The organism is Nonomuraea sp. NPDC052634 (assembly GCF_040678535.1).
Classification (GTDB): Bacteria; Actinomycetota; Actinomycetes; order Streptosporangiales; family Streptosporangiaceae; genus Nonomuraea; species Nonomuraea fastidiosa.
This window is the reverse complement of sequence record NZ_JBFATY010000001.1, coordinates 1,947,443-1,971,273: the sequence shown is the minus strand read 5'-3', so window position 1 is coordinate 1,971,273 and position 23,831 is coordinate 1,947,443. Positions and strand designations below refer to the sequence as shown.

General features: G+C 71.0%; 24 protein-coding genes and 1 riboswitch. Of the genes, 16 read left to right on the top strand and 8 right to left on the bottom strand.

Annotation, left to right across the window (positions count from 1 at the left end):
- The first annotated feature begins 83 nt into the window (after positions 1-83).
- The 5 genes from AB0K67_RS08860 (at position 84) to AB0K67_RS08840 (ending at position 6,227) form a co-directional block, all read left to right on the top strand.
- Positions 84-998 (top strand): NlpC/P60 family protein, encoded by a 915-nt coding sequence (locus AB0K67_RS08860; protein WP_364055194.1) that lies wholly within the window; start codon positions 84-86, stop codon positions 996-998.
- 913 nt (positions 999-1,911) lie between these two features.
- Positions 1,912-2,075: riboswitch (cyclic di-AMP (ydaO/yuaA leader) on the top strand.
- A gap of 157 nt (positions 2,076-2,232) precedes the next feature.
- Entirely contained in the window at positions 2,233-2,676 is a 444-nt protein-coding gene (locus AB0K67_RS08855; protein WP_364055191.1) for a C40 family peptidase, read from the top strand.
- Between the two features lie 73 nt (positions 2,677-2,749).
- Complete coding sequence (locus tag AB0K67_RS08850) at positions 2,750-3,568, top strand: hypothetical protein (protein WP_364055188.1); 819 nt, start codon at positions 2,750-2,752, stop codon at positions 3,566-3,568.
- Positions 3,569-3,579: 11 nt separating this feature from the next.
- Positions 3,580-5,130 carry a M48 family metallopeptidase gene (locus AB0K67_RS08845; protein ID WP_364055185.1) on the top strand — a complete coding sequence of 517 codons (1,551 nt, stop codon included), beginning with the start codon at positions 3,580-3,582 and terminating at the stop codon, positions 5,128-5,130.
- Positions 5,131-5,138: 8 nt separating this feature from the next.
- On the top strand, positions 5,139-6,227 hold the full coding sequence (locus AB0K67_RS08840; protein WP_364055182.1) for a glycosyltransferase family 4 protein: 1,089 nt from the start codon (positions 5,139-5,141) through the stop codon (positions 6,225-6,227).
- Between the two features lie 6 nt (positions 6,228-6,233).
- Here the strand turns inward: AB0K67_RS08840 and AB0K67_RS08835 are convergent, their stop codons facing one another.
- The 3 genes from AB0K67_RS08835 to AB0K67_RS08825 are packed head-to-tail and all read right to left on the bottom strand — an operon-like array spanning position 6,234 to position 9,297.
- Positions 6,234-7,151, bottom strand: coding sequence for a carbohydrate ABC transporter permease (locus AB0K67_RS08835; protein WP_364055179.1), 918 nt, complete (start codon positions 7,149-7,151; stop codon positions 6,234-6,236).
- Positions 7,148-8,020, bottom strand: coding sequence for a sugar ABC transporter permease (locus tag AB0K67_RS08830; RefSeq protein ID WP_364055176.1), 873 nt, complete (start codon positions 8,018-8,020; stop codon positions 7,148-7,150). Before AB0K67_RS08830 ends, AB0K67_RS08835 begins: the two co-directional genes overlap by 4 nt.
- Positions 8,020-9,297: an ABC transporter substrate-binding protein gene (locus AB0K67_RS08825; protein WP_364055173.1), complete on the bottom strand. Its 1,278-nt coding sequence runs from the start codon at positions 9,295-9,297 to the stop codon at positions 8,020-8,022. The genes AB0K67_RS08830 and AB0K67_RS08825 overlap by 1 nt, the downstream gene beginning before the upstream one ends.
- Positions 9,298-9,774: 477 nt before the next feature.
- Here AB0K67_RS08825 and AB0K67_RS08820 point away from each other — a divergent pair, with 477 nt between their 5' ends.
- Positions 9,775-10,920, top strand: coding sequence for a hypothetical protein (locus tag AB0K67_RS08820; protein ID WP_364055170.1), 1,146 nt, complete (start codon positions 9,775-9,777; stop codon positions 10,918-10,920).
- A gap of 220 nt (positions 10,921-11,140) precedes the next feature.
- On the opposite strand, the gene AB0K67_RS08815 is transcribed toward AB0K67_RS08820, so the two are convergent.
- Positions 11,141-12,892 carry an AMP-dependent synthetase/ligase gene (locus AB0K67_RS08815; protein ID WP_364055167.1) on the bottom strand — a complete coding sequence of 584 codons (1,752 nt, stop codon included), beginning with the start codon at positions 12,890-12,892 and terminating at the stop codon, positions 11,141-11,143.
- Between the two features lie 173 nt (positions 12,893-13,065).
- Between AB0K67_RS08815 and AB0K67_RS08810 the strand changes: the two genes are divergently transcribed.
- From AB0K67_RS08810 to AB0K67_RS08780, 7 genes are read left to right on the top strand one after another with little or no spacing between them, the layout of a single operon-like run.
- Positions 13,066-13,833 carry a metallophosphoesterase gene (locus tag AB0K67_RS08810; RefSeq protein WP_364055164.1) on the top strand — a complete coding sequence of 256 codons (768 nt, stop codon included), beginning with the start codon at positions 13,066-13,068 and terminating at the stop codon, positions 13,831-13,833.
- Between the two features lie 49 nt (positions 13,834-13,882).
- Positions 13,883-14,320: an SRPBCC family protein gene (locus tag AB0K67_RS08805; RefSeq protein ID WP_364055161.1), complete on the top strand. Its 438-nt coding sequence runs from the start codon at positions 13,883-13,885 to the stop codon at positions 14,318-14,320.
- A gap of 1 nt (position 14,321) precedes the next feature.
- Entirely contained in the window at positions 14,322-15,500 is a 1,179-nt protein-coding gene (locus tag AB0K67_RS08800) for an ArsA family ATPase (protein ID WP_364055158.1), read from the top strand.
- Positions 15,501-15,527: 27 nt separating this feature from the next.
- Positions 15,528-16,043, top strand: a complete 516-nt coding sequence (locus AB0K67_RS08795) for a hypothetical protein (protein WP_364055155.1) — start codon at positions 15,528-15,530, stop codon at positions 16,041-16,043.
- A 14-nt stretch (positions 16,044-16,057) separates the two neighbouring features.
- Positions 16,058-16,990 carry an ROK family glucokinase gene (locus AB0K67_RS08790; protein ID WP_364055152.1) on the top strand — a complete coding sequence of 311 codons (933 nt, stop codon included), beginning with the start codon at positions 16,058-16,060 and terminating at the stop codon, positions 16,988-16,990.
- A 16-nt stretch (positions 16,991-17,006) separates the two neighbouring features.
- Positions 17,007-17,720, top strand: a complete 714-nt coding sequence (locus tag AB0K67_RS08785; RefSeq protein ID WP_364055149.1) for an endonuclease/exonuclease/phosphatase family protein — start codon at positions 17,007-17,009, stop codon at positions 17,718-17,720.
- A gap of 38 nt (positions 17,721-17,758) precedes the next feature.
- The gene (locus tag AB0K67_RS08780; protein ID WP_364055146.1) at positions 17,759-18,868 is read left to right on the top strand and encodes a hypothetical protein; all 1,110 of its coding nucleotides are present in this window, start codon (positions 17,759-17,761) and stop codon (positions 18,866-18,868) included.
- Between the two features lie 79 nt (positions 18,869-18,947).
- Here AB0K67_RS08780 and AB0K67_RS08775 read toward each other — a convergent pair whose 3' ends face one another.
- Positions 18,948-19,439 (bottom strand): hypothetical protein, encoded by a 492-nt coding sequence (locus AB0K67_RS08775; RefSeq protein WP_364055143.1) that lies wholly within the window; start codon positions 19,437-19,439, stop codon positions 18,948-18,950.
- A 46-nt stretch (positions 19,440-19,485) separates the two neighbouring features.
- On the bottom strand, positions 19,486-20,244 hold the full coding sequence (locus tag AB0K67_RS08770; RefSeq protein WP_364055140.1) for an alpha/beta fold hydrolase: 759 nt from the start codon (positions 20,242-20,244) through the stop codon (positions 19,486-19,488).
- Between the two features lie 161 nt (positions 20,245-20,405).
- Here AB0K67_RS08770 and AB0K67_RS08765 point away from each other — a divergent pair, with 161 nt between their 5' ends.
- Positions 20,406-21,116 carry a lysophospholipid acyltransferase family protein gene (locus AB0K67_RS08765; protein WP_364057521.1) on the top strand — a complete coding sequence of 237 codons (711 nt, stop codon included), beginning with the start codon at positions 20,406-20,408 and terminating at the stop codon, positions 21,114-21,116.
- A 78-nt stretch (positions 21,117-21,194) separates the two neighbouring features.
- Here the strand turns inward: AB0K67_RS08765 and AB0K67_RS08760 are convergent, their stop codons facing one another.
- On the bottom strand, positions 21,195-21,656 hold the full coding sequence (locus tag AB0K67_RS08760) for a MarR family transcriptional regulator (RefSeq protein ID WP_364055137.1): 462 nt from the start codon (positions 21,654-21,656) through the stop codon (positions 21,195-21,197).
- A gap of 82 nt (positions 21,657-21,738) precedes the next feature.
- Between AB0K67_RS08760 and AB0K67_RS08755 the strand changes: the two genes are divergently transcribed.
- Complete coding sequence (locus AB0K67_RS08755; protein WP_364055134.1) at positions 21,739-22,161, top strand: DoxX family protein; 423 nt, start codon at positions 21,739-21,741, stop codon at positions 22,159-22,161.
- Between the two features lie 87 nt (positions 22,162-22,248).
- Here the strand turns inward: AB0K67_RS08755 and AB0K67_RS08750 are convergent, their stop codons facing one another.
- Positions 22,249-23,196, bottom strand: coding sequence for a LysR family transcriptional regulator (locus AB0K67_RS08750; RefSeq protein ID WP_364055131.1), 948 nt, complete (start codon positions 23,194-23,196; stop codon positions 22,249-22,251).
- A 125-nt stretch (positions 23,197-23,321) separates the two neighbouring features.
- On the opposite strand from AB0K67_RS08750, the gene AB0K67_RS08745 reads away from it, so the two are divergent.
- Positions 23,322-23,822: an MFS transporter gene (locus AB0K67_RS08745; RefSeq protein ID WP_364055128.1), complete on the top strand. Its 501-nt coding sequence runs from the start codon at positions 23,322-23,324 to the stop codon at positions 23,820-23,822.
- Positions 23,823-23,831 lie beyond the last annotated feature (9 nt).

The following is a 23,831-nucleotide window of genomic DNA, read 5'->3' as shown; positions in this document are numbered from 1 at the left end:
TAAGATCCCTGGGAGGCGATACAGTGAGGTGTGGCCGGGTGCCGATGGCCGCGGGTCTCGCGTTCGGACTGATGCTGACTCCGATGGGAGCGGCCCTCGCTGATCCCAAACCCACGATCGCCCAGGCGAAGGCCAAGCTGGAGAAGCTCAACGACAGGGCGGACAAGGTCGTCGACCGCTACAACACCGCCACCGAGCGCTACAAGAAGGCCAAGAGCACCTACACCAAGCTCGACACGAGCTACAAGCGCAAGCTGGCCACCGTCGCCGACCTCCGCACTCAGGTGGTCGGCATGGCCGTCGACAGTTACAAGCTGGGCGAGGACCTCACGTCCTGGCCTGGAATCTTCGGCTCCAACGACCCGCAGGGCAGGTTGGCCGGCCTCGCCGTGGCCGGGCAGCTCGCCCAGGAACGGCTGCAGAAGCTGGCGGCCTTCGACCGGGAGAACCGGGGCCTGAAGATCGAGCGTGACAAGGCGCAGAAGGCGCTCAAGGAGGCCGACAAGGAGCGCGACGCCGTCCAGAAGGAGCGCGCGGAGGTGCTCAAGCTCATCGCGCAGCAGAAGAAGCTGCTCGACAGGCTGGGCGCCTACAACCCGGGCAACCCGAACAGCACCGGGCTCAAGTACACCGGGCCCGCCTCGGGAAGCGCCGCGGCGGTGCTGCGGTTCGCGTACGCGCAGATCGGCAAGCCGTACGTGTTCGGCGGCACCGGTCCAGGCGGGTACGACTGCTCGGGGCTCACTCAGGCGGCGTGGGCGGCCGCGGGCGTGCGGCTACCGCGGACGACCTGGCAGCAGTGGGCGTGGGGCGCGAACCGGCGGGTGTCGCTCGACGACCTCCAGCCCGGTGACCTCATCTTCAGCGAGGGTTTGGGGCACGTCAGTATTTATGCGGGCAACGGGCAAATCGTCCACGCGCCGCAGACGGGTGACGTCGTCAAGGTGGTCAAGCTTTCCGCGTACGGCCGCCGCCTCGTCGGCGCGATCCGCCCGTAAGGCTGACGTGGCGGGGTGACCCGCCTGGTTGCACCCGTTTCTCAAGGGCCGGCCCGCTCGTACGAAGGTCTGCGACGTAGCGCGCAGCCTCTATGAGCGGGCCGGCCGCTTTTGTCAGCGCTCCTCCAAGGCCATCGCCCGCCCATTCGGCCGCTCCGCGGGGCGGGGAACCGGCTTCGGCCGGTCTGCGGGGTTCGGCCGGTCCGGTGGGGTGGGGAACCGGCTTCGGCCGGTCCGGTGGGGTGGTGAACCGGCTTCGGCCGATCCGGTGGGGTGCGATCCAGCCGAGTGGCAGGGGGATCTCGGGCTTGGTGACGAGGCCGGTCCGGCGGGGCGGGGAACCGGCCCGAAAGCCTGCCATCCGGCCGTTTTCGATCGGTCACCATGTGGAGCCGCTATTCCTTTTAGTCGCCGTTCTTCGATGTGTGAATCGCGTCGCTCTCCTTCTACTACGCCACTTCGTAGGGAGCGTGGTGGCGACGGACTTGATCAGTGGCCACGGGCGTGATCTTGCTGCTAGGGCCTGTCGGAAATCGGGGAAATTCGGAAGTTACGTCTGTCACAACAACCGTTCGCCCAGGCCGGAGATCGCGCGGGAACGATGTTCACGTTTGTGACCAAGGTGACAGTTGTGGCGGATGGGACCTTACACAGCAGCGGGAAAAGAATTGTGAGTGAGGTCACATTTTGGTCACGGCGCCTGGGTCCCAGCAGCGGTTCTGAGTCTGACAAATACCCCTATCTGATCTTTACAGCGTTACTCGGGCTTTGCCGATTCGTGACCGTTCGGCGTAACTTCTGGCGTCGCGGCGGACAAGCCATGTCGTCGCGAACCGATCATCGGTCCCTCCCGATGTGAGACAGATACATATCCGCCGGTCGGCCCCGACATCCCCATCGCACTCATCGATCGGGGCGCGACCTGCCGAATCCGTGCAGACAGGAGGCACGGAGCCGGGGACCCAGCGATCCCACGTCCCCAAGGGATCAGGGGTGAATCGGCGCGCCATCGCGCCGTAGGGCGACTTCCACGCCCGAATCCGTCAGCTAACCCGGTAGGCGTTCGTGGAAGACCCAAGGAGAAATCCTGTCTGAATCCCTGCAGAACCCCCGCCTGTCCCGCCTTGCCCTGAGTGGTGTCGCACTCACGTTGACTGTGACAGCCGGAGGTATGGTCCTCCATGCCCCCGAGGCTCAGGCGGCGACGACCCGCGAAGCCAGTGCGGCGGCCGGAATGACGGTGAAGGCGGCCACCACCGCCCGCACCGCCATCTCGGCCAAGGCCCGCAAGAGGGCCGCCAGAGCCGCCCTGCAGAGGGCGAGGGCCAGCAAGGCCGTCGCCGTGGCCAAGAAGCAGATCGGTGACCCGTACCGTTACGGAGCCACCGGACCTGGTTCGTTCGACTGCTCCGGTCTCGTCCAATACGCCTGGAGGAAGGCCGGCGTCAAGCTCCCGCGCGTGGCGAGCAGCCAGTTCGCCCGCGTCAGGAAGAAGGTCTCCTGGCGCAACCTGCAGCCTGGTGACCTGATGTTCTTCAACGGGCTCGGCCATGTGGGCATGTACGTCGGCAAAGGCAGAATGATCCATTCACCTCGGACGGGTGAACGGGTACGCATCGACAAGCTGAGCGGATGGCGTAAGGCGTCCTTCGTCGGCGCCGTCCGTCCCGGCGCGTGAAGAAGCCCCGTGCGGATCCTCCCCGATCCGGACGGGGCTCTCGCGTGTCAGGGGACCACCTACCATCGGGGCTGTGCCTGAGCAGGTGAGCCGACGTGCCCTGGCGGCCGGGCTGGTGCTCGCCGCCGCCTCGCTCGCGTCGGCCGCCGCCCCGCTGCCCGGCGCGCCGATCCTGCCCCAGCCGGTACGCGACCTGTGGCCGGGCCCGCACATCGTGCGCCGCGGCACATGGTCCACGGTCGTGGGCCACGACGCCACGGGGCTCGGCGAGCTGGCGCGCAGGGCCGACACGGCGAGCCGAAGGGTCTCGGCGGTGCTCGCCCGCCCCGTACGCCCCCTGATCGTCGTACCGGCCGATGCCCGCGAGGCCGCCGCGCTGGCCCGGGTGGGCGGCGTGGACGGGCTCGCAGCGGTCGCCGACGGCGAACGGGTGATCGTCGTGCCCGAGTCGTTCGCCAGGCTCAACCCTTCGGGCAGGGACGTCGTCCTCGCCCACGAGCTCACCCATGTCGTCGCCGGCACCGGCGGCCTGCCCGTCTGGCTGTACGAGGGCTTCGCCGACTACGTCGCCTACCGCGACGCCGGGCTGCCCGTGACGACGGCCGCCGCCGAGCTGGCCGCCGAGGTACGGGCCGGCCGCCTCCCGACCGTTCTGCCCGGACCTGCGGCTTTCGCGGCGAACGGCGGCGACCCTGCCGCGCTCGCGCGGGCGTACCAGGAGGCCTGGCTGGCGTGTCGCTTCCTCGCTGACCGGTTCGGTGAGGGGACCCTGGTGAGGCTCTACCGTGCGGCCCGCGTACGCGGGACCGATCGGGCACTCGCCGCGCTCGGGCTCTCCGTCGCGACGCTGACCGCGCGGTGGCGCGCGTACGTGCGGGATCAGCTCGTGTGAAGGGGAGGCAGATGAGCGAACGACAAGACCCGGACGACCGGGAGACGGACCGCCAGGAGAAGACCCAGGGGGCGAAGGACGGCGCTCGCGCGGCGGAGGAGGCGCTGGCCACGGTGGGCGCCGCCCACCCGCCGGGCGCGCCCGCCGCGAGCGGCGCCCAGGACGCGGAGGCCGCGGGCAGCGGCACGCGGGCCCAGGACGCGGAGGCCGCAGGAAGCGGCGCACAGACGAACACGCCGGCCTCGGACGGAGGCGGCGGAAAGGAGCACGTTCAGGCCCTGGGCAGCGGGAAGGGTGCGGGCATGGACGAACGCGGAACCACCACCCCGGCCCTGCGCCGCCAGGCGGCCCTGGCGCTGGTGCTGCTCGGCATCGTGATCATCGCCGTGGCCGCGTTCACCACGCCCTGGGACGTGCTGACCGGAGGCCCGCCCGACCCGGCCCGCGACTTCACCGCCGCCCAGATCGCCAGGGGAGAGGCGTTCGACACGGCGACCAGCCTGCCGAGCTACCTGTCGCTGGCGCTCACGCTCATCTTCGCCGGGGTGCTGGTGGCCACCCCGTTCGGCGCGAAGGTGCTGACCTGGCTGAGGGGCCCGTGGTGGCTGCGGGTGATCCTCGGCACGGTGGTGATCACGGCGATCGTCGAGGCGCTCAGGTGGCCCCTGGGCATGTGGTTCGAGACGATCCTGCGCGAGTACGGCCTGTCCACGCAGGACTGGGCGGGCTGGACGGCCGACCGGCTGAAGAGCCTGGGCGTGGAGACGGGCCTGCTCTGTCTCATGCTGCTGGTCCTGGTGGCGCTGGCCCGCAAGGTGCGGCGCTGGTGGATCCCGGCGGCGGCCGGGGCGTTCGCGTTCACGGTGGCGGCGTCGTTCGTCTACCCGGTGGTGTTCGAGCCGCTGTTCAACGACTTCACCTCGATGCCGCAGGGCACGCTGCGGACGAACCTGCTCGACATGGCCGCGCGCGACGGCGTGCCGGTGAAGGACGTGCTGGTGGCCGACGCCTCGCGCAGGACGACGGCGCTCAACGCGTACGTGTCGGGCTTCGGCGCCACCCGCAGGATCGTCGTCTACGACACGCTGCTCCAGGCCCCGCAGAAGGAGGTGGAGCTGGTCGTGGCGCACGAGCTGGGCCACGCCAAGTACGACGACGTGCTGCACGGCACGCTCATCGGCGCGCTCGGCTCGGCCTTCGGCGCGATCCTGCTGTACGTGATCTTCGACCCGCTGCGGCGGCGTACGAAGGTCATGTCGATCACCGATCCGAGGGCGGTCGGCGCGCTCATGGGGCTGATGACGATCGGCGGGTTCCTGCTGGGCCCGGCTCAGAACCTCATCAGCCGCCACATCGAGGCCAGGGCCGACGTGCACGCGCTGGATCTGACGCGGGATCCGGCCACGTTCATCGCCATGCAGAAGCGCCTGGCCACAACCAACATTTCCGACTTGACGCCGAATGCGGTGGAATATGTGCTCTATGCCTCCCATCCGTCAAGTCCCGAGCGCATCGCCATGGCCCGCGCGTGGGCGCGGCTGAACGGCGTACCCCTGCCGTGACACATCCCGTGCTCTTCGTCACGAACGACTTCCCGCCCCGCACGGGCGGGATCCAGTCGTTCGTGCACGGACTGGCGCTGCGCACGCCAGGCGTGACGGTCTACGCCCCCGCCTGGCCGGGCAGCGCCGAGTTCGACCGGCGCCAGCCGTACCGTGTGGTGCGGCACCCGACGCGCCTCATGCTGCCCACCCCGGCCGTCGCCCGCAGGGCGGCCGGGCTGGTCGCCGCGTGCGGCGCGCGGACCGTGGTGTTCGGGGCGGCGGCGCCGCTCGGCCTGCTCGCCCCGCGCCTGCGCCGGGCGGGCGCCGAGCGGATGGTGATGCTCACCCACGGCCACGAGGCGTCGTGGGCGAGCGCGCCCGGCTTCCGCTCGGTGCTGCGCAGGATCGGGGAGCACGCGGACGTGGTGACGTACCTGGGCGACTACACCCGCGCCAGGCTCGCCGCCGCCATCCCCCAGGACAAGCTGGTACGGCTCGCGCCCGGCGTGGACGTCGAGCAGTTCCGCCCCGCCCCGGCCGACCGGCCGGCCAAGGCCCGGCTGGGGCTCGCGGGCCGCCCGGTGGTGGTGTGCGTGTCGCGGCTGGTGCCGCGCAAGGGCCAGGACCGGCTCATCAGGGCCTGGCCGCGGGTGCTGCGCTCGGTGCCGGACGCGGTGCTGCTGCTGGTGGGCGGCGGCTCGTACCGGCGGACGCTGGAACGGCTGGCCGACGGGCACGAGTCGATCAGATTCGCGGGCACGGTCCCGGCGGCCGACCTGCCCGGCTACTACGCGGCTGCGGACGTCTTCGCGATGCCGTGCCGCACCCGCCTGCGCGGCGTGGACGTGGAGGGGCTCGGCATCGTGTTCCTGGAGGCGTCGGCGACCGGGCTGCCGGTCATCGCGGGCCGGTCGGGCGGCGCGCCCGATGCCGTACGTCCCGGCGAGACCGGCCTGGTCGTGAACGGCGAGGACCCCCGCGAGATCGCCGAGGCGGTGATCGAGCTGCTCACCGACCCCGACAAGGCGCGCAAGATGGGCGAGGCCGGCCGCGAGTGGATCGCCGCCGAGTGGTCGTGGGACCAGGTGGCCGCCCGCTTCCGCGCCCTGCTCTGACGAGCGTCACCCCTTCGTCGACCCCAGCGTCAGACCGGCCACGAACTGCTTGTGCAGGAGCTGGAAGACGATCAGCGTCGGCAGCGCCACCAGCATCGCCCCGGCGGCCAGCAGGTTGTAGTCGGTGAAGAACTGGCCGCGCAGGTTGTTCAGCGCCGAGGTGACCGGCAGCTTGTCGCCCGACGACATCAGCACCAGCGCCCACAGGAAGTCGTTGTACATCCAGGTGAACTGCAGCGTGCCCAGCGCCGCCAGCGCCGGACGGCACAGCGGCAGCGTCAGCGTCCAGTACCGCCGCCACACCCCCGCGCCGTCCACCAGTGCCGCCTCGGAGATCTCCTCCGGGATCGTGCGCATGAAGTTCGCCAGCACGAACACGCAGAAGCCGAACTGGAACGCCACGTGGATGAGGATCAGCCCCAGGTAGGAGTCGTACAGCGACTGCGAGTCCGACAGCCACGCGGGCAGGGGCACCATCGTGTAGAGCGTGTAGAGCGGCGTGATGAGCACCTGCGGCGGCAGCAGATTCCCCGCGGTGAACACGATCAGCAGCGTCTTGCGCCCCGGGATGCGCAGCCGGGCGATCGCGAACGCCGTGAACGAGGCCAGCAGCAGCGTCACCAGCACGCCCGGCACCACCACGTACAGCGTGTTGAGGTAGTAGCGGGGCAGCTCGGCCTGCGTCCACGCCTGAGCGTAGTAGCCGAGCGTCAGGTTCTCCGGCAGCGAGAAGTAGCCCAGGCGGGCGGTCTCCTCGTACGGGCGCAGCGAGGCGTACACGGCGAGCGCCAGCGGCAGCAGCCACCCCAGCGCCACCAGCACCAGGAACGCGTGCAGCAGCACCCGCAGCGGCCGGACCGGGCGGCGCGCCGGCGGCGTGACCGCCTGCGACGGGGGAGCGGACGCGGGGGCGGTGACCGTCATCGCTCCTCCTTGAACAGCTGCGACAGGTACGTGGCGATGAACCCCAGCGAGATCACCAGCAGGATCACCGCGATCGCCGAGCCGAACCCGATCCTGCTCGCCTCGCCCACGATGTTCTCCGTGACCAGCACCGACAGCAGCTCAAGGCCGTTCCTGCCCTTGTTGATCGCGTAGACGATGTCGAACGCCCGCAGCGCCTCGATCACCGTGATCACCAGCACGATCACGTTGACCGGCCGCAGTGTGGGGAGGATCACGCGGAAGAACGCCTGCCGCTCGTTCGCGCCGTCGATGGCCGCGGCCTCCTTCAGCGCCGGATCGACCGCCTTGAGCCCGGCCAGGTAGATGATCATGACGTATCCGACGTGCCGCCAGGCCGCCGCCACCATGACCACCCAGATGTTGATCGACCGGTCGCCCAGCCAGTCCACGCTCAGCCCGGTCACCGCGTTCAGCACGCCGTAGTCGGAGGAGTAGACGAGCTGGGCGATGAAGCCCACCACCGCGAGCGACAGCACCACCGGCATGTAGAGCGCGCTCTGGTAGAACCGCGACAGCCGCAGCCGCCGGTCCAGCAGCACCGCGCAGAACAATCCGAACGGCGTCGCCACCAGCCCGAGGAAGGCCAGCCACAGCACGTTGTTGCGGACCGCCGACCAGAACGGCGGATACTCCGCCGCCAGGTCGTGGTAGTTCCGCCCGCCCACCCACTCGATGGGCCCGATGCCGCTCCAGCTCGTGCCGGACAGCCCGATGGAGGCCAGCGTGGGCCCCCAGATGAGGCCCACGTTGACGGCGATGGCCACCCCCAGCCCGATGACCAGCACGGTCACGTCGCGGGCGGAGTAGCGACGGGTCTTGACGGCCATCAGCGGAAGATGTTCGCCTTCTGCTGCTCGATGCCGGCCAGCAGGGAGTCGATCTCGTTGGGTTTGTCGATGAACGTCTGCAACGACGGGATCATCACGGTCGAGGCGAAGTCGGGCCGGGTGTCACGGTCGAGGAACTGCGCGATGTGCTTGGCCTTCGACACCAGCTCCGCGCCGCGCTTCTGCAGCGGGCTGTAGCCGGAGGTGTCGGCCTTGGAGCTGGCGGCCAGCGTGCCCGGGTCCATCTTCGTGGCGATGTTCTGCGAGGACGCCTGCGCGAAGTGCTTGAGCAGGGCCTTGGCGCCCTCCACGTTCTTCGCCTTGGCGGAGATCATGTAGCCGTCGATGGGCGCGTCGATCGAGTCGGTGCCGTACGCCGGGTTGATCTCCGGGAACGTGAAGAAGTCCAGGTCGTCCCGGTCGGCCTCGGGGAACTGCTGGGCGACGAACATCCCGAGCAGGTACATCCCGGTCTTCTTCTGCGCCAGCGACTGACCGGCCTCCTGCCAGGTACGTCCCAGCGCGGCCGGCTGGTGGAACTCCATCAGCCCCCGCCACGTGTCGAACACCTGCTTCACCCGGGGGTCCGTCCACGACTCCTTGCCGCCCATGAGCGAGATGTGGAAGTCGTAGCCGTTGATCCGCATGTTGAGGATGTCGAACGTGCCCATCGCCGGCCAGCCGTCCTTGTCGGCGAACGCGATCGGGATCAGGCCGTCGGACTTCATCTTCCTGCACAGCGCGGTGAGCTCGTCCAGCGTCGCGGGCGGCTCGTAACCGCGCTCCTCCCACACGCTCTTGCGGTAGAAGACGGCCCACGGATAGTACGTGAACGGGACGAAGTACTGCTTGCCGTCCACGCCCGTCGACTGATCCTTGAACGCCTGCGTGTAGTCCGCGCCGATCTCCTGCCACACGTCCGAGATGTCCACCGCGAGGCCCTGCTGGGCGAAGAACTGCATCCGGTACCCCGCGAACCAGGTGAACACGTCCTCCGGGGTGCCGCGCAGGTAGCGGTTGATGTTCTCCTGGAAGGTGTTGTGATCGACGGTGTTGATCCTGGTCGTGGCCTGGGTGAAGCCCTTGACCACGGCGTCCAGCGTCTTCTTGGGGATCTCGTCGGAGGCGTTCGAGCCGATCGTGACCGTGCCCAGATCGCCGCCTCCTCCTCCGGGCGATGGGGCGTCCGAGCCGCAGCCTGTCAGGACGGCGGGAACGCCGAAGGCGGCGGCTCCTAAGAGAAGATTGCGACGGGAGATCGGCGACGGTTGGTCCATGTGGGTGCCTCCTTGCCGGACCCTTCAGATTCCCCCGAGTTCGCTCACTTTCCTTCATCGAAAAGCCCACATTTCGGACTGTCAACGCACGGTTTCATGACAAATTCCGAAACGCTCAAACTCGCCGCGCCGAGGCAGGGGCGCGACGGCCGCTGCGATCACAGCACGCTCCGCCGCCGCGCACCAGGCCCCGCCCAGCCCTCGGCCGGGTGCGGAATCCACGTGCGGGCTGAGCCCCGTCCAGCCCTCGGCCGGCGTGACGGCTGCGTGCGCTTGGGGCGGTCGGTGGCCGCCCGGTGGCGGGACGGGCGGGTGTGTGGCGGCGATGTCGTGAATAATCCGCCTATGCTCTGGCGACCTGTGCCGGTGGTTCCGGCGGTAGTGGCGGTGCTTGTCAGCCTGGCCGGATGTACGCCGGCCGCACCCGGCTCCGCGGCGCCCGCAGCCACTCCGGGCCAGGGGAGATCCGACGGCTCAGTGGCCGACTGTACGAAGGCGGGGGCGCGGGACTTCGACGGTGACGGCCGGGACGATGTGGCCGTCGGCAACAGGGCGCTCACGGGCGGCCAGGTCTCCTTGCTGACGGCGGGCAGGCTCGTCCCGCTCGCCATCCCCGACGAGGCGGCCGACGCCATCGGAGCGTCGGTGACGCTGACCCGGGTGGACGCCGACGGCTGCGCCGACATCGTCGTCGGAGCCCCGTACACGAAGGTGGACGGCAAGGGCGGCGCGGGCGCGGTCTACGTCCTGTACGGCGGCGGCGCCCGCCCGTACCGCAAGATCGTCTCGCCCGAGCCGCAGCAGAACGCCAGGTTCGGCAGCTCGGTGGCCGCGTACGGCGGCACGATCGCGGTCGGAGCGCCCATGGAGAAGGAGCGCGACGGCGCCGGCGAGGCCGGGGCCGTGTACGTCTTCTCCGGCGCGGCCGCTCCTCGCCGCATCACCCAGGACACCGACGGCGTGCCGGGCAACAGCGAGAAGGGCGACAACTTCGGCGAGTCCCTGGCGCTCGGCCCGCTGCCGGACGGGCGGCTGCGGCTGATCGTGGGAGCGCCGCGTGAGCGCGCGGACGGCCCGGGGCGGCAGCGCCGGCTCAGGTCCGCACGGAGCACGGGCGCCGTCACCGTGATCGACGACGTACGTGCAGAGAAGCTTGCCGCGGTCAAGTACGACGGAGAATCGGAGGAGTGCGGGTATGGCGCGGCAGTGGCGCACCTGCCCGGCGGCCGATGGGCGGTCACCGCGCCGCGCTGCGGCATGGCGTACATCAACGACCGGACCGGCCCCATCAGGAAAACCGGGTGCCGGGCCTGCGCGGCGTCCAGCCATCCGATGTCGGCCCTGGCCGTCTCCCCGGACGGACGCCTGGCGGTGGCCTGGGGCGACTCGGCGACGGTGCTGTCTCCGGACGACGAGCAGGGCGCGGGCGACCAGGTCGTGCCCACCCTGCCCGGCGGTGACTGGCCGGTCGCCTTCTACGGCTCCGAACTGGTCTTCGGCCGCCCCAGGGACACCCCGCCGCAGTCGGTGACCGTCTACGACCCGGCGACGGGCAAGCACGAGGAGGTCGGCCCCGAGGGCGGCCCCGGCGACGTGGAGGGCATCGGCGAAGCCCTCGGCTGACCACTTCCGGCCGCCCGCCATCGACCATCCGGCCTGCTGCGAGATCCGCCGCCGCCCGCTACCTGCCGTGTTGCCGGCGGTGGCGTTCGGGCGGGCGGCTCTCTGCGCCCAGCCGGCCGTGGAAGGGCGATGCACCGGTACTGCGATCGCTCCGCGGAGCGGCCCCGGGCTCCCGGCTCGAGGCGCGTTGCCGGGCGACGGCCCGCTCACCGGGCGCCATCTACGACTGGGAGTCGTAGATGGCGTCGATCTCCTTGGCGAAGTCGCGCATCACCAGGTTCCGCTTGACCTTGAGTGTGGGCGTGAGGTGGCCGCTCTCCTCCGTGATGTCCGCGTCGAGGATGACGAACTTCTTGATCTGCTCGGCCTTCGACACCAGCGCGTTCGCCCGGTCCACCGCCGCCTGGATCTGTGCCAGCACCTCCGGGTCGGACTTCAGCGAGGAGACGGTGGCGCCGTCCGGCAGGGCCTCGGGGTCGAGGGTGATGAGGGCGGCGACGAACGGCCGCCCGTCGCCGATGACCATGGCCTGCGAGATCAGCGGGTGGGCGCGCAGCGCGTCCTCGAGCGGCCCGGGGGCGACGTTCTTGCCGGCGGCCGTCACCAGGATCTCCTTCATCCGCCCGGTGATGCGCAGGTAGCCGTCGTCGTCGAGCTCGCCCACGTCGCCGGTGTGGAACCAGCCGTCGGCGTCGATCACTTCGGCGGTGGCCTCCTCGTTCTTCCAGTAGCCGTGGAAGACGTTGCGGCCCTTGGCCAGGATCTCGCCGCTGTCGTCGATGCGTACGGTGACGCCGGGCAGCGGCTTGCCGACGGTGCCGATCTTGTTGGCGCCCGGCAGGTTGACCGAGACGGGCGCGGTGGTCTCGGTGAGCCCGTACCCCTCGAAGACCTCGATGCCGACGCCGCGGAAGAAGTGGCCGAGCCGGTCGCCGAGCGCGGAGCCGCCGCTGATCGCCGCGGAGAGCCGGCCGCCGGTGGCGGCGCGCAGCTTGCCGTACACCAGCTTGTCGAAGATCGCCCGCTGCAGCCGCAGCCCGAGCGGCGCGCCGCCCGAGCTCTCGGCCTTGCTCCAGGCCACCGCGACGTCGGCGGCGCGGGCGAAGATCTTGCCCTTGCCGCCGGTGATGGCCTTCTGCTCGGCGGCGTTGTAGACCTTCTCGAACACCCGGGGCACGCCCAGCAGAAACGTCGGCTGGAAGCTCTGCAGGTCGGGGGCGACGTTCTTCATGTTGGGCGTGTGGGCGATGATCGCGCCGGCCTCGACGAGCGCCACCTGGATGATGCGGGCGAAGATGTGCGCGAGCGGCAGGAACAGCAGCGCGGCCGGCTGCTTGCCCGCGAACAGCGGCTCCAGCGGCCCGCGCACCACGTTGCGCGCGGTGAACAGCAGGTTGTCGTGAGTGATCCGGCAGCCCTTGGGACGCCCGGTGGTGCCGGAGGTGTAGACGACGGTGGCCAGGTCGGCGGAGGTGACCTGCTCCCTGCGCGCGGTCACGTCGGCGTCGGTGACGCCGCCGGTCTCCAGCGTGGCGTCCACCCGCCACAGCGACTTCAGCTCGGGCGCGGCCTCCTTGACGGCCTGCTCGTGCGTGTCGAGCTCGACGAACGCGGCCTTGGCCGCGCTGTCGGCGAGGATCCACCTGATCTGCTCGACGGAGGAGGTCTCGTAGATCGGTACGGTGACCGCGCCGATCGTCCAGAGGGCGTAGTCGATGAGCGTCCACTCGTAGCGGGTGCGCGACATGAGCGCGACCCGGTCGCCGTGCTCGATGCCCGCCGCGATGAGGCCCTTGGCCAGCTCGGCCACCTGATCGCGGAACTCGGCCGCGGTAACGGCGGGCCAGCCCGACTCGGTCTTGCGCCGCATGACCACGGCGCCCGGCTCCTGCTCGGCGCGCCGGAAGACGGTGTCGGGCAGGCCGGCGTCGACAGGCACATCGACCAGGACGGGGACGCTGTACTCGCGCACGAACTCAACTCCTCTTCGGGCTCCGCCTGGACGTTACCGTCTGAAGTTACGCGCCGGTAGCTTTGTCATTGAGGCGTTATGAAGGGTCTTTCACACACGCTAGCAAGCCGGAGCCGGTCCCGCGGTGATGCGCGAGCGGCGGGCGGCCGGTGCCCGCGCATAGGATCTTCCCCATGAGGGTCCACGTCGTCAGCGACGTCCACGGCAGGGCGGACGCGCTCGCCAGGGCGGGTGACGGGGCCGACGCGCTCATCTGCCTGGGCGACCTGATCCTGTTCATCGACTACGACGACCACGCCAAGGGCATCTTCGCCGACCTGTTCGGCGCCGAGAAGGCCGCGGAGTTCATCGCGCTGCGCACGGCCAAGCGGTTCGACGAGGCCAGGGCCATGTCGGCGCGGCTGTGGGCGACGCTCGACGGCGACCCGCGCGAGCACATCGAGCGCAACGTCCGCGCCCAGTACGCCGCGCTCTTCGAGGCCATGCCCACCCCCGCCTACCTCACGTACGGCAACGTCGATCTGCCGCGCCTGTGGTCCGACTACCTCAGGCCCGGCCACCAGGTGCTCGACGGGCAGGTGGCGGAGATCGGCGGGCTGCGGTTCGGGTTCGTCGGCGGCGGGCTGAAGACGCAGTACCGCACGCCGTACGAGATCAGCGACGAGGAGTACGCCGCCAAGGTCGAGTCGCTCGGCGAGGTGGACGTGCTGTGCTGCCACATCCCGCCCGCGCTGCCCGAGCTGCTCTACGACGTGGTGGCCCGGCGGTTCGAGCGGGGCAGCGAGGCCACGCTGGAGGCGATCAGGCGGACGCAGCCGCGCTACGCGCTCTTCGGCCACGTGCACAATCCTCTTCACGCGCGCGCCCGCGTGGGCCGCACCGAGTGCGTGAACGTCGGCCACTTCCGCAGCCGGGGCGTCCCGTACGTCCTGGAATGGTGATCTGCGGCCTTACGCCGTCACCGGTGGTTTGTGCACTAACGTGGTCGCCATGGCTGATCGGACCACTTCGAGCACCACGATCGGCGCGACGCGCGCCGACATCATGGCGGTCATCGCCGACTTCCCCAGCTACCCCCAATGGGCCGGCCAGGTCAAGAGCGCCGAGGTCCTGACCAGCGACGACGACGGCCGCCCGAGCACGGTGCGCTTCACGCTCGACGCCGGGCCGATCAGCGACACCTACACCCTCGGCTACACCTGGCAGGGCGACGACGCCGTGAGCTGGCAGGTGGTCGAGCCCGGGAAGATGGTCTCCGACCTGCGCGGAAGTTACCGGCTCTCCGAGTCGGGCAGTGGCACCGACGTGACGTACGAGCTGACGGTCGACCTCAGCGTTCCCATGATCGGGCTCATCAAGCGCAAGGCCGAGAAGGTCATCGTGGACACCGCGCTGAAGGGCCTGAAGAAGCGCGTCGAAGGCCGCTGAGGTGCATCCGCGGGTTCTGCTCTTCACCGGCAAGGGCGGCGTCGGCAAGACCACGGCGGCGGCCGCGACCGCCACGCTGGCGGCCAGGCGCGGGCTGAAGACGCTGATCGTCTCCACCGACACGGCGCACTCGCTGGCCGACGCGCTCGCGGCCGAGCCCGGCGAGATCGCGCCCGGCCTGCACCTGCACCAGGTGGACACGCAGAAGTCGATGGAACGCCACTGGGGCGAGCTGCGCGACTACGCCAGGAACGTGCTGGCCGAGCTGGGCCTCGACGAGATCACCTCCGAAGAGATCACCGTCCTGCCGGGCGCCGAGGAGCTGATCGCGCTGCTGGAGCTGTGCAGGCACGCCCGCGACGGCTGCTGGGACGTCATCGTGGTGGACTGCGCGCCGACGGCCGAGACGCTGCGGCTGCTCGCGCTGCCCGAGGCGCTCGACTGGCACGTCAACCGCCTCATGCCGGTCGGGCGCAGGCTGATGCGGCTGGCCGCGCCGTTCGTGCGCGGCGTGGCCAGGGTCAGCGCGCCGGACGACGAGGTGATGAGCGCGGGCGAGCGTTTCCACCGCGGCCTGATGGAGGTGCGCGAGCTGCTCACCGGCGACCACGCCTCCGTGCGGCTCGTGTTCACCCCCGAGTCGGTGGTGCTGGCCGAGGCCAGGCGCACGCTGACCTCGCTCAGCCTGTACGGCTACCGCGTCGACGCCGCCATCGCCAACCGGGTCTTCCCCAGGGAGGACGCCGACGAGTGGCGCACCGGCTGGGTGGCCGCGCAGTCGCGGCTGCTGGCCGAGGCCGAGCAGTCGTTCGCGCCGCTGCCCATCCACGTCGTGCCCTACCTGCCCGCCGAGCCCGTCGGCGAGGACGCGCTCGCCGCGGTGGGCGCCGCGATGTACGGCGCGTCCGACCCCTTCGCCCCCCACTCCGTACGCCCGCCGCTGCGGATGAGCGCCGACGAGCTGGAGCTCGCGCTGCCCGGCGCCGGCCGGGGCGACGTCGACCTGGCCCGCAAGGGCGACGAGCTGATCGTCACCGCGGGACCGTACCGCAGGATCCTGGCGCTGCCGGCGGCGCTGGCCCGCAGGCAGATCAGCGGGGCGACGCTGCGCGACGGTGTGCTTCGCGTCACGTGGTCCGCCGAGGGAGCGAATCCGCGACCTGATGAGTTGAATGGATGAGCGACCCCACGAGCTTGGAGGACCAGGATGACCGAGAGCAGCGACAGGAACGGCAGAGACCCTTATCGGGACACCGGCCGCGACTCCGCCGGTGACACCGGCAGGGACACCCGGGGCGGCGCAGAGCGGGACCCCATCGGTACGGTTGCCGACGAGGCGCGCAAGCTGTTCGAGTCGCTTCAGGAGCGGGCCACCCGCCAGGTCGGCAAGAGCGTCTTCGACTCTTTCGCCGGCACGCTGAGCGGCGCGGTCGGCGGCCGGTCCCGCAGGGAGCGCGACGTGTGGGAGGAGGCCGTCTCCGAGCCCCACGACGAGTACATCTGCCGGGCCTGCCCGGTGTGCCGGGCGATCGCGGCGCAGCGCGAGTCGGGCAACGACGTGGCCGGCCACCTGGTGGCCGCGGGCGGTGAGCTGTTCGCCGCCTTCCGCGGCGCGCTCGACGCGCTGAGCAGGCCGGCCCCTCGCGGGCCACGTGACCGGCGCGATGAGCCTCGCGACGATCGCGGTCATCGCGACAACGTTCAACATATAGATCTGGGATAGGGAGACACGCGGCAATGCTCACGATCGGTGTCGACATCGGCGGGACGAAGGTGGCCGCCGGTGTGGTCGACGACAACGGCGAGATCGTCGAACACACGCTCAGGCCCACCGCCGCCGACCGCCCCGACAAGGTGGCGGAGACGGTGGCCGACGTCGTTCGCGAGCTGTCCGAGGGCCGCGACATCGAGGCGGTGGGAGTCGGCGCGGCCGGATTCGTCGACGAGAGCCGGTCCGTCATCCGCTTCGCGCCCAACCTGGCCTGGCGCGAGGAGCCGCTGCAGAAGAAGATCAGCGGGCTGGTCGGCCTGCCGGTCGTGGTCGAGAACGACGCCAACGCGATGGCCTGGGGCGAGACCAGGTTCGGCGCGGGCAGGGGCCAGTCCCACGTGGTCTGCATCACGCTCGGCACCGGCATCGGCGGCGGCCTCGTCTTCGACGGCAAGCTCTACCGGGGCCGCTGGGGCATGGGCGCCGAGCTGGGCCACATGCAGGTGCAGCCGGGCGGGCGCGAGTGCGGCTGCGGCAACATCGGCTGCTGGGAGCAGTACGCCAGCGGCAACGCCCTGGTCAAGGAGGCCAAGAAGCTGGCCGAGGAGCACCCCGAGCGGGCCGCCACGCTGCTCGGCCTGGCCGGGGGCAAGATCGAGGGCGAGGAGGTCACCGAGGCCGCCAGGCACGGCGACGAGGTCTCGCTGGAGGCGTTCCGCAGCCTGGCCGACTGGCTCGGGCAGGGCATGGCCGACCTCGCCGCCATCCTCGACCCCGGCTGCTTCATCGTCGGCGGCGGCGTGTCCAGGGCCGCCGACCTGTTCATGGACCGGGCCAGGGAGGCGTTCGCCGAGCGGCTCACCGGGCGCGGACACCGGCCGCTCGCCGAGATCCGGCTCGCCGAGCTGGGCGCGTCGGCGGGCGTGGTGGGCGCGGCCGACCTGGCCAGGCGGCGCTGAGGTCCCCGGCCGTCCCGTGACGGTCCCGATCCGGGTCGCGACGTACAACCTGCACGGGCTGCGCGACGACGTGGCCGCGCTGACCAGAGTCATCGCCGCGCTGCGCGCCGACGTGCTGTGCGTGCAGGAGGCGCTGAGGTTCGGCCGCTGGCGGGCCAGGAGGGCCGCGCTCGCGGCCTCGGCCGGGCTCACCGTCGCCACCCACGGCAGGGTGGGCGGCGTCGCCGTGCTCACCGGGCCGCGCGTGCGCGTGCTGCACGCCGAGCACCACGCGCTGCGCGCCTTCCGCGGGCTGGAACGGCGCGCGCTGGCCGTGGCCGTCGTGGAGCCCGTGCGGGGCGACGGCGGCGGGGCGCGGCTGGCCGTGGGCTCGTTCCACCTCGACCTCGACCAGACGGCGAGGACGTGCCACGTCGCCGAGATCACCGCGCTCATGGAGGACGTCGCCGCCCGCCACGGCGCCTCCATCGTGCTCGGCGGCGACCTCAACGAGCAGGACCACCAGCCTGCCTGGCGGCACCTGGCCGCCCGGCTGGCCGACTGCCACGCCGAGGCCCCTGCGGGCGGCGGGCCCACCTTCCCCGCGCGGGGCCCGCACCTGCGGATCGACGCGGTGTTCGCCGCGCGCGACACTCCGGTCGTCTCGTGCGCCGTGCCCGCGACCGGCCCCGACGCGGTGCGGGCCAGTGACCATGTCCCGGTCGTGGCGGAGTTGAGAGTTGGGCACTAACGGGCAAGACCGGCGCGCAAGCCCGTAGCATTTCCTACATGACCCGTCGCTCTCAGCGGCGTGCGCTCTCTCTGATCTTGGCGACGTCCGTGGCCTTGACGCAGGTCACGCCCGCCGCGCATGCCGATCCCCGGCCCGCCGCCGAAGCGTGGCAGCAGTCGACCAGCGTGCGCCTCCAGGCCGACGGCTCGCTGTCCGACGTGCTCGCGATCACGCCCGACGACGTGTGGGCGGTCGGCCAGCAGGAGATCTGGGACGTCTGGAAGAACCGCGGCACCATCCGCCACTGGAACGGCAGCAGGTGGTCCGAGATCGGCATCCGCGACGCCACGGCCGCGGGCAACCTGCGCAGCCTGGCCGCCGCGTCGGCATCCGACGTGTGGGCGGTCGGCGACGGGCACGACGGGCTGCCGTACCTCGCCCACGGCGACACCAACGGGTTCGACAGGGTCAGGCCGCCGGGGCTGCGCGCCGGCGACTGGCTGGGCGGCATCGACGCCAAGCCGGGGCGGGTCGTCGCGGTCGGCAGCCGCGAGAAGAACGGGCTCATCATCACCGGCCAGGGCAGCACCTGGACCGTGCAGCAGACCAAGGAGAAGGGCGCGCTCTACGCGGTCTCCAGCGGCTTCGCGGTCGGCGACACCGGCACCAGGCCGCTGATCGTCCACTACACGGGCGGCTCGTGGAAGTCCATGACGCTGCCCTCCATCCCCGGCGGCTACCTGCGCGACATCCAGGTCGACAGCCCCAAGCGGGCGGTGGCCGTGGGCGGCATCTACCGCGGCCCCGGCGACATCTCGCCGCTCGCCCTCATCTGGAACGGCAAGCGCTGGAGCCGCCTGCGGCTGCCCGGCTCGTCCGAGGCCCGGCTCTACGGCGTCACCGGCGACGGCAAGGGCCGCTACTGGATGACCGGCTACGACCCCGAGCACGCCAACGTGCCGTTCATGCTGCGCTGCGAGAAGGGCTCCTGCACGATCATCAGGGGCGCCGCGCAGAAGGACAGGGACAGCGTGCGCCTGCAGGCCGTCACCTACGTCGCGGACAAGGGCACGGTCTGGGCGGTCGGCCACGCGGTCGACCCGGACGACCAGTACACCGACGTGGTGGAGTCGTTCGTGCCCAAGACGAGCACGCAGAAGTCCTGACCCGCGCCCGCGAAACGCCGGCACCCCAGTGGGTCGGCGCCGCCTGGAAGCGGCGCCGTCGTCCCGGCCCGGGCCGGCTTCAGAGGCGGGCGCCGTCGTCCCAGCCCGAGTCGTTGGGCGGCCCGTCGCCCATGCGCACCACCAGCGCCACGAAGCCGCCGATGAACGCCGCCACCGCCGTGAACAGCGCCCACCCCTCCATGTGCCAGCTCGCCATGGCCGCCACCAGGAGGTAGGCGGGCCCGCCGAACAGCGCCACCCACGCCAGCTTGGTCGGCAGGTCGAGCTTGGGCAGCGGAGGCGGCGGCGGGGGCACGTAGTGGCCCTCGTCCTCCTCGTCACGGTCGGCCGCGTCGTCGGCGGCGTCGAGACCGCCGTCGATGCCGTCGGGAAGCGTGGCGCCGTTGACGCCGTGCTCGGTCTCGGACGGCTTGACCACCCGGCGGGTCGGCTCGGCGGGGAGGTTTTCGCTGTCCGGCCATGGCTGGTCGGCCGAGTCACGCTCGGCTGTGTCGTTGAAGGACGCGACGATCTGCCGCCAGACCTCGTCCTCGTCACTCTGGGGCGTCACCTAGATGGGCCTCTCCGCAGCGATCGCGACTTCCCCCTGGGTGCGATCAGTCCCTCTGCAAGGGTACCGAGGCATGTGTCCGGATGAAGTCGAGGCTACCGGCAAAGATCCTGTCGGCATCGTTGTCCAGCGTCGCAACATGGTAGCTATCGGTAAGCTCCTCGATCGTGGCCTGCGGGACCTTCGCGCGGATGATCGCGACACTCGTCGGCTTCACCACATGGTCCTCCGTGCTGTGGAAGACCAGCAGCGGCTGCGTCACCTTCGCCAGGTCGGCCTGCACCAGCGACCACAGGCTCGGCAGCGAGGCCGCGGCCTTGACCGGGGTGCGGGTGTAGGCCAGCTCCGTCACGCCGGGCTTCTTGACGTCGTTCGCGACGCCGGGCACCGACGGGACGAACCACTTGAGCAGCGGAGCCAGCCTCAGCAGCGGCACGTCGAGCGCGATCGAGGGGTTGACCACCATCACGCCCCTGATCGCCGGGCCGTGCACCTCGGCGAGCCGCAGCGCCAGGCAGCCGCCCAGCGACAGCCCCGCCACGAACACCTCCGTGCAGCGACCCTGGAGATCGGCGAACGCCTTCTCCACCTCGGCGTACCAGTCCTCCCAGCGAGTGCGGTTCATCTCCTGCCACGTGGTGCCGTGACCGGGCTGGCGGGGCAGCGACACGCTGATCCCGTGCCCGGCGAGGTACTCACCCCACGGCCGCAGCGACTGCGGCGTTCCGGTGAACCCATGGCACAACAGCACGCCCACCGGGCCTGCATCATGGTGGTAGGGTTCCGCGCCTGGCATGAGCGGCATAACAGCTCCTCCGTGCTGTTTCATTCCGGCGATTTCTTCCGGAACGGCCCGATCGTCGCACGTTCTGGGGTAATTGTGCGAGAGGTGCGGTAGGAGCATGGCCCACGAGGTGGGAAGATGACTCTGCCGATCTCGACGACGTGAGCAGGAAGAGGTGCCAGGTGTTCTACTGGGTGGTCAAGGCCATTCTGGGGCCGTTCCTCCACCTCGTGTTCCGGCCCTGGACCGAGGGCGCGGAAAACGTGCCCAAGCACGGGCCCGCCATCCTCGCCGGAAACCACCTGTCCTTCGCCGACCACTTCTTCGGCCCGCTGCAGATCCGCCGTAAGGTCATCTCGCTCGGCAAGGCCGACTACTTCACCGGCACGGGCATCAAGGGCTTCTTCACCCGGATGTTCTTCAGCGGTGTCGGCACCGTGCCCATCGACCGCTCGGGCGGCAAGGCCAGTGAGGCGGCGCTGCGCACCGGCCTGCGCATCCTGCGCGAGGGTCAGATCCTCGGCATCTACCCCGAGGGCACCCGCTCGCCCGACGGCCGCCTCTACAAGGGCAAGACCGGCGTGGCCAGGCTCGCCCTGGAGTCGCGTGCGCCGGTCATCCCGTGGGCGATGATCAACACGCACGAGATGATGCCGCCGGGGCGCCTGTTCCCCAAGCTCGGCATCCGTCCTGGCGTGCGGTTCGGCAAGCCGCTCGACTTCTCCCGCTACTACGGCATGGAGGACGACCGGCTGGTGCTGCGCGCGGTGACCGACGAGATCATGTACGCGCTCATGGAGCTGTCGGGCCAGGAGTACGTCGACAAGTACGCCGCCAGCGCCCGCGTGGAGATGGAGCGCGCGGCCCGCGCGGCGGCGGCCGGCAAGAGCTGATCCCGGTCTCCCGCCTCCCGGCGGGTCGGGTTTCACGAGCGTTCCGCGAGCGCGCCCGCGAGGGGGCGGCCGGGATGATCAGGCGGAGGAGCGTAACGCCTGCTCCGCCTTGCGCATGGCGTCCGTCATCGCCTGCAGCTCCTCGCGGCTGAGCCGGTCGATGAGGTACGCCCGTACGACCTCGAGATGGCCGGGCGCCACCCGCTCCAGGCACCGCATGCCCTCGTCGGTGAGCACGGCGAGCACGCCCCGGTCGTCCGACGGGCACGTCTCGCGCGCCACCAGCCCCGCCTTCTCGAGCTGGGTCACCTGGTACGTCAGCGCGCTCTTCGACGCCACCACCACTCTGGCCAGCTCGGTCATGCGCATCCTGCGCCCGGGGGCCTCCGAGAGCCGCACCAGGATCTCGTACTGCGGGTGGGTGAGCCCTGCAGCGGACTTGAGCTGCTCTTCGATGCGGCGCTCAAGCAGGTGGAAGGTGGAGAGGAAGGCGCGCCATGCGGCCATCTCCGTCGAGTCCAGCCATCGGGGGTCCGTCACCGATTCAGTGTACTGTCGTTCGAATTTGAACTATCACTGCTAGAGTGATCGTTCAAATCTGAACATCACACGAGGAGCACGCATGGTGGATCAGGCGCGTCCCGTCGTTCTGCTTGTCGCCAGGGTCGCCGTCGGGGTGATCTTCCTGGTGCACGGCTACCAGAAGTTCGCGACCATGGGCATCGCGGGCACGACCGAGTTCTTCGAGTCGGTGGGCATCCCGCTGGCCGGCGTCGCCGCGCCCGCGGTGGCCGCGCTGGAGGTGCTCGGCGGGCTGGCGCTGATCCTCGGCGCCGCGCTGCCCATCGCGGGGATACTGCTGGCTCTCGACATGGTGGGCGCCATCGTCTTCGTGCACGGCGCCAACGGGCTGGCCGGCGAGGGGGGATACGAGTTCGTGCTGGCGCTGGCCGCGGCGAGCCTGGCGGTCGGTTTCACCGGCGGGGGAGCGTTCGCGCTCGACAACGTCCTGCTGCGCCGCCGCAGCGCTCCCGCCATCGCCTAGCCGCCGCTTACGCGACCGGGCGGCCGCCGCAGCGCATCCGCCATCGCGCAGCCGCCGCAGCGCCCCGCGGTCGCGTAAGCGCGGCCTTCACGCCTTGCGATCATCCGGCGCCGCGTTCCCCGACGTCTCGGGGAACGCGGCGCCGACGACGTTCCGCACCTGGGCCCGCAGCCACGCATGCCCGGGGTCGGCGTCGTGGCGCGGGTGCCACGCCTGCGACAGCGTCATCTCCGGCAGCTCGAACGGCAGCGGGAACGTCACCAGCCCCAGCGCCTCGTACATCGGCCGGGTGAGCCGCTCCGCCGTCAGCCCCACCAGCTCCGACTCCCGCACCGCCAGCAGCATCGCGCCGAACGTCGGCACCGAGCCCGCCACCCGCCGCGACAGCCCCATGGCGGCCAGCAGCTCGTCCACCGGCCCCGCGCCACGGCCGCGCCTGCTCGCGATCACGTGCTCGGCCGCCGCCAGCCGCTCGGGCGTGACCGGGCCGTCGAGCAGCGGATGCCCGGGACGTACGACGCCGACCGGCCGGTCGACGAGCAGCGGCTCCACCCGCGTCTCCGGCTCCGGGTCGGCGATCGCCGCCAGCACCAGGTCGGCGCTGCCCCGGCGCAGCGCGGGCTCGTCCTCGTGCCCCTCGGGGATGAAGTGAAAGCGCACACCCGGCGCCGCCGCCCGCACCTCGGTCAGCAGCGGCACGCTGAGCGCCGTGATCATCGCGTCGGACGCCATGATCACGAACCGCCGCTCCAGCGTGGCCGGATCCGGCTCCTCCTGCGGCGTCAGCACCCGGCGCGCCGCCTCCACCAGCGCCCGCACCTCGCCGTGCACGGCCAGCGCCCGCGGCGTCGGCACCATCTGCCGACCCGACCGCACCAGCACGGGATCGCCCATCGCCCGGCGGATGCGACCCAGCGTGCGGCTCATCGCCGGCTCCGACAGGTGCAGCCGTCGTGCGGCGGCCGAGACGCTGCCCTCCTCCAGCAGCGCGTCCAGCGCGATCAGCAGGTCGAGGCTAGGTTGCGTTTGACGCATATATCACCTGATGAAGATGCATTTGAGGTCATGTCCGGTCCGAGTCTACGGTGAAGCCCGCGGGAGGCCTCCGCCCACCTTCACCCTTCTCTGACCGGGGGTTCTGCATGCCTGCAACCGCTTCCATGACCGGCCCTGATACGGGCCATCCCGCGCGTACGCGGATCACCGCCCTCATGGCCGCCTCCGTGATCGTCGCGGTCTCCCTGGTGGCCGCCGTCAACCTGGCCATCCCCGTGCTGCTCGCCAGCGAGCTGCGCCCGTCGCCGGCCCAGCTCACGTGGATCGTCGACGCGTACGTCATCGTCTTCGCCTGCCTGCTCATCCCCGCGGGCGCGGCGGGCGACCGCTACGGGCGCAAGGGCGTGCTGCTGACCGGGCTCGGCGTGTTCGCGGCCGGCTGCCTGGCCGCCGCGCTCGCGCCGGGCACCGGCACGCTCATCGCCGCCCGCGCGCTGAGCGGCGCGGGAGCCGCCCTCATCATGCCCTCCTCGCTGGCCCTGACCGTCGGCGCGCACCCCGCCGCCCTGCGCGGCCGGGCCGTCGCCACCTGGACCGCCGCCACCGGCGTCGCGGGCGTCGCCGGCAACCTCGGCGGCGGGCTGATCATGGAGTACCTGCCGTGACGGGCGCTG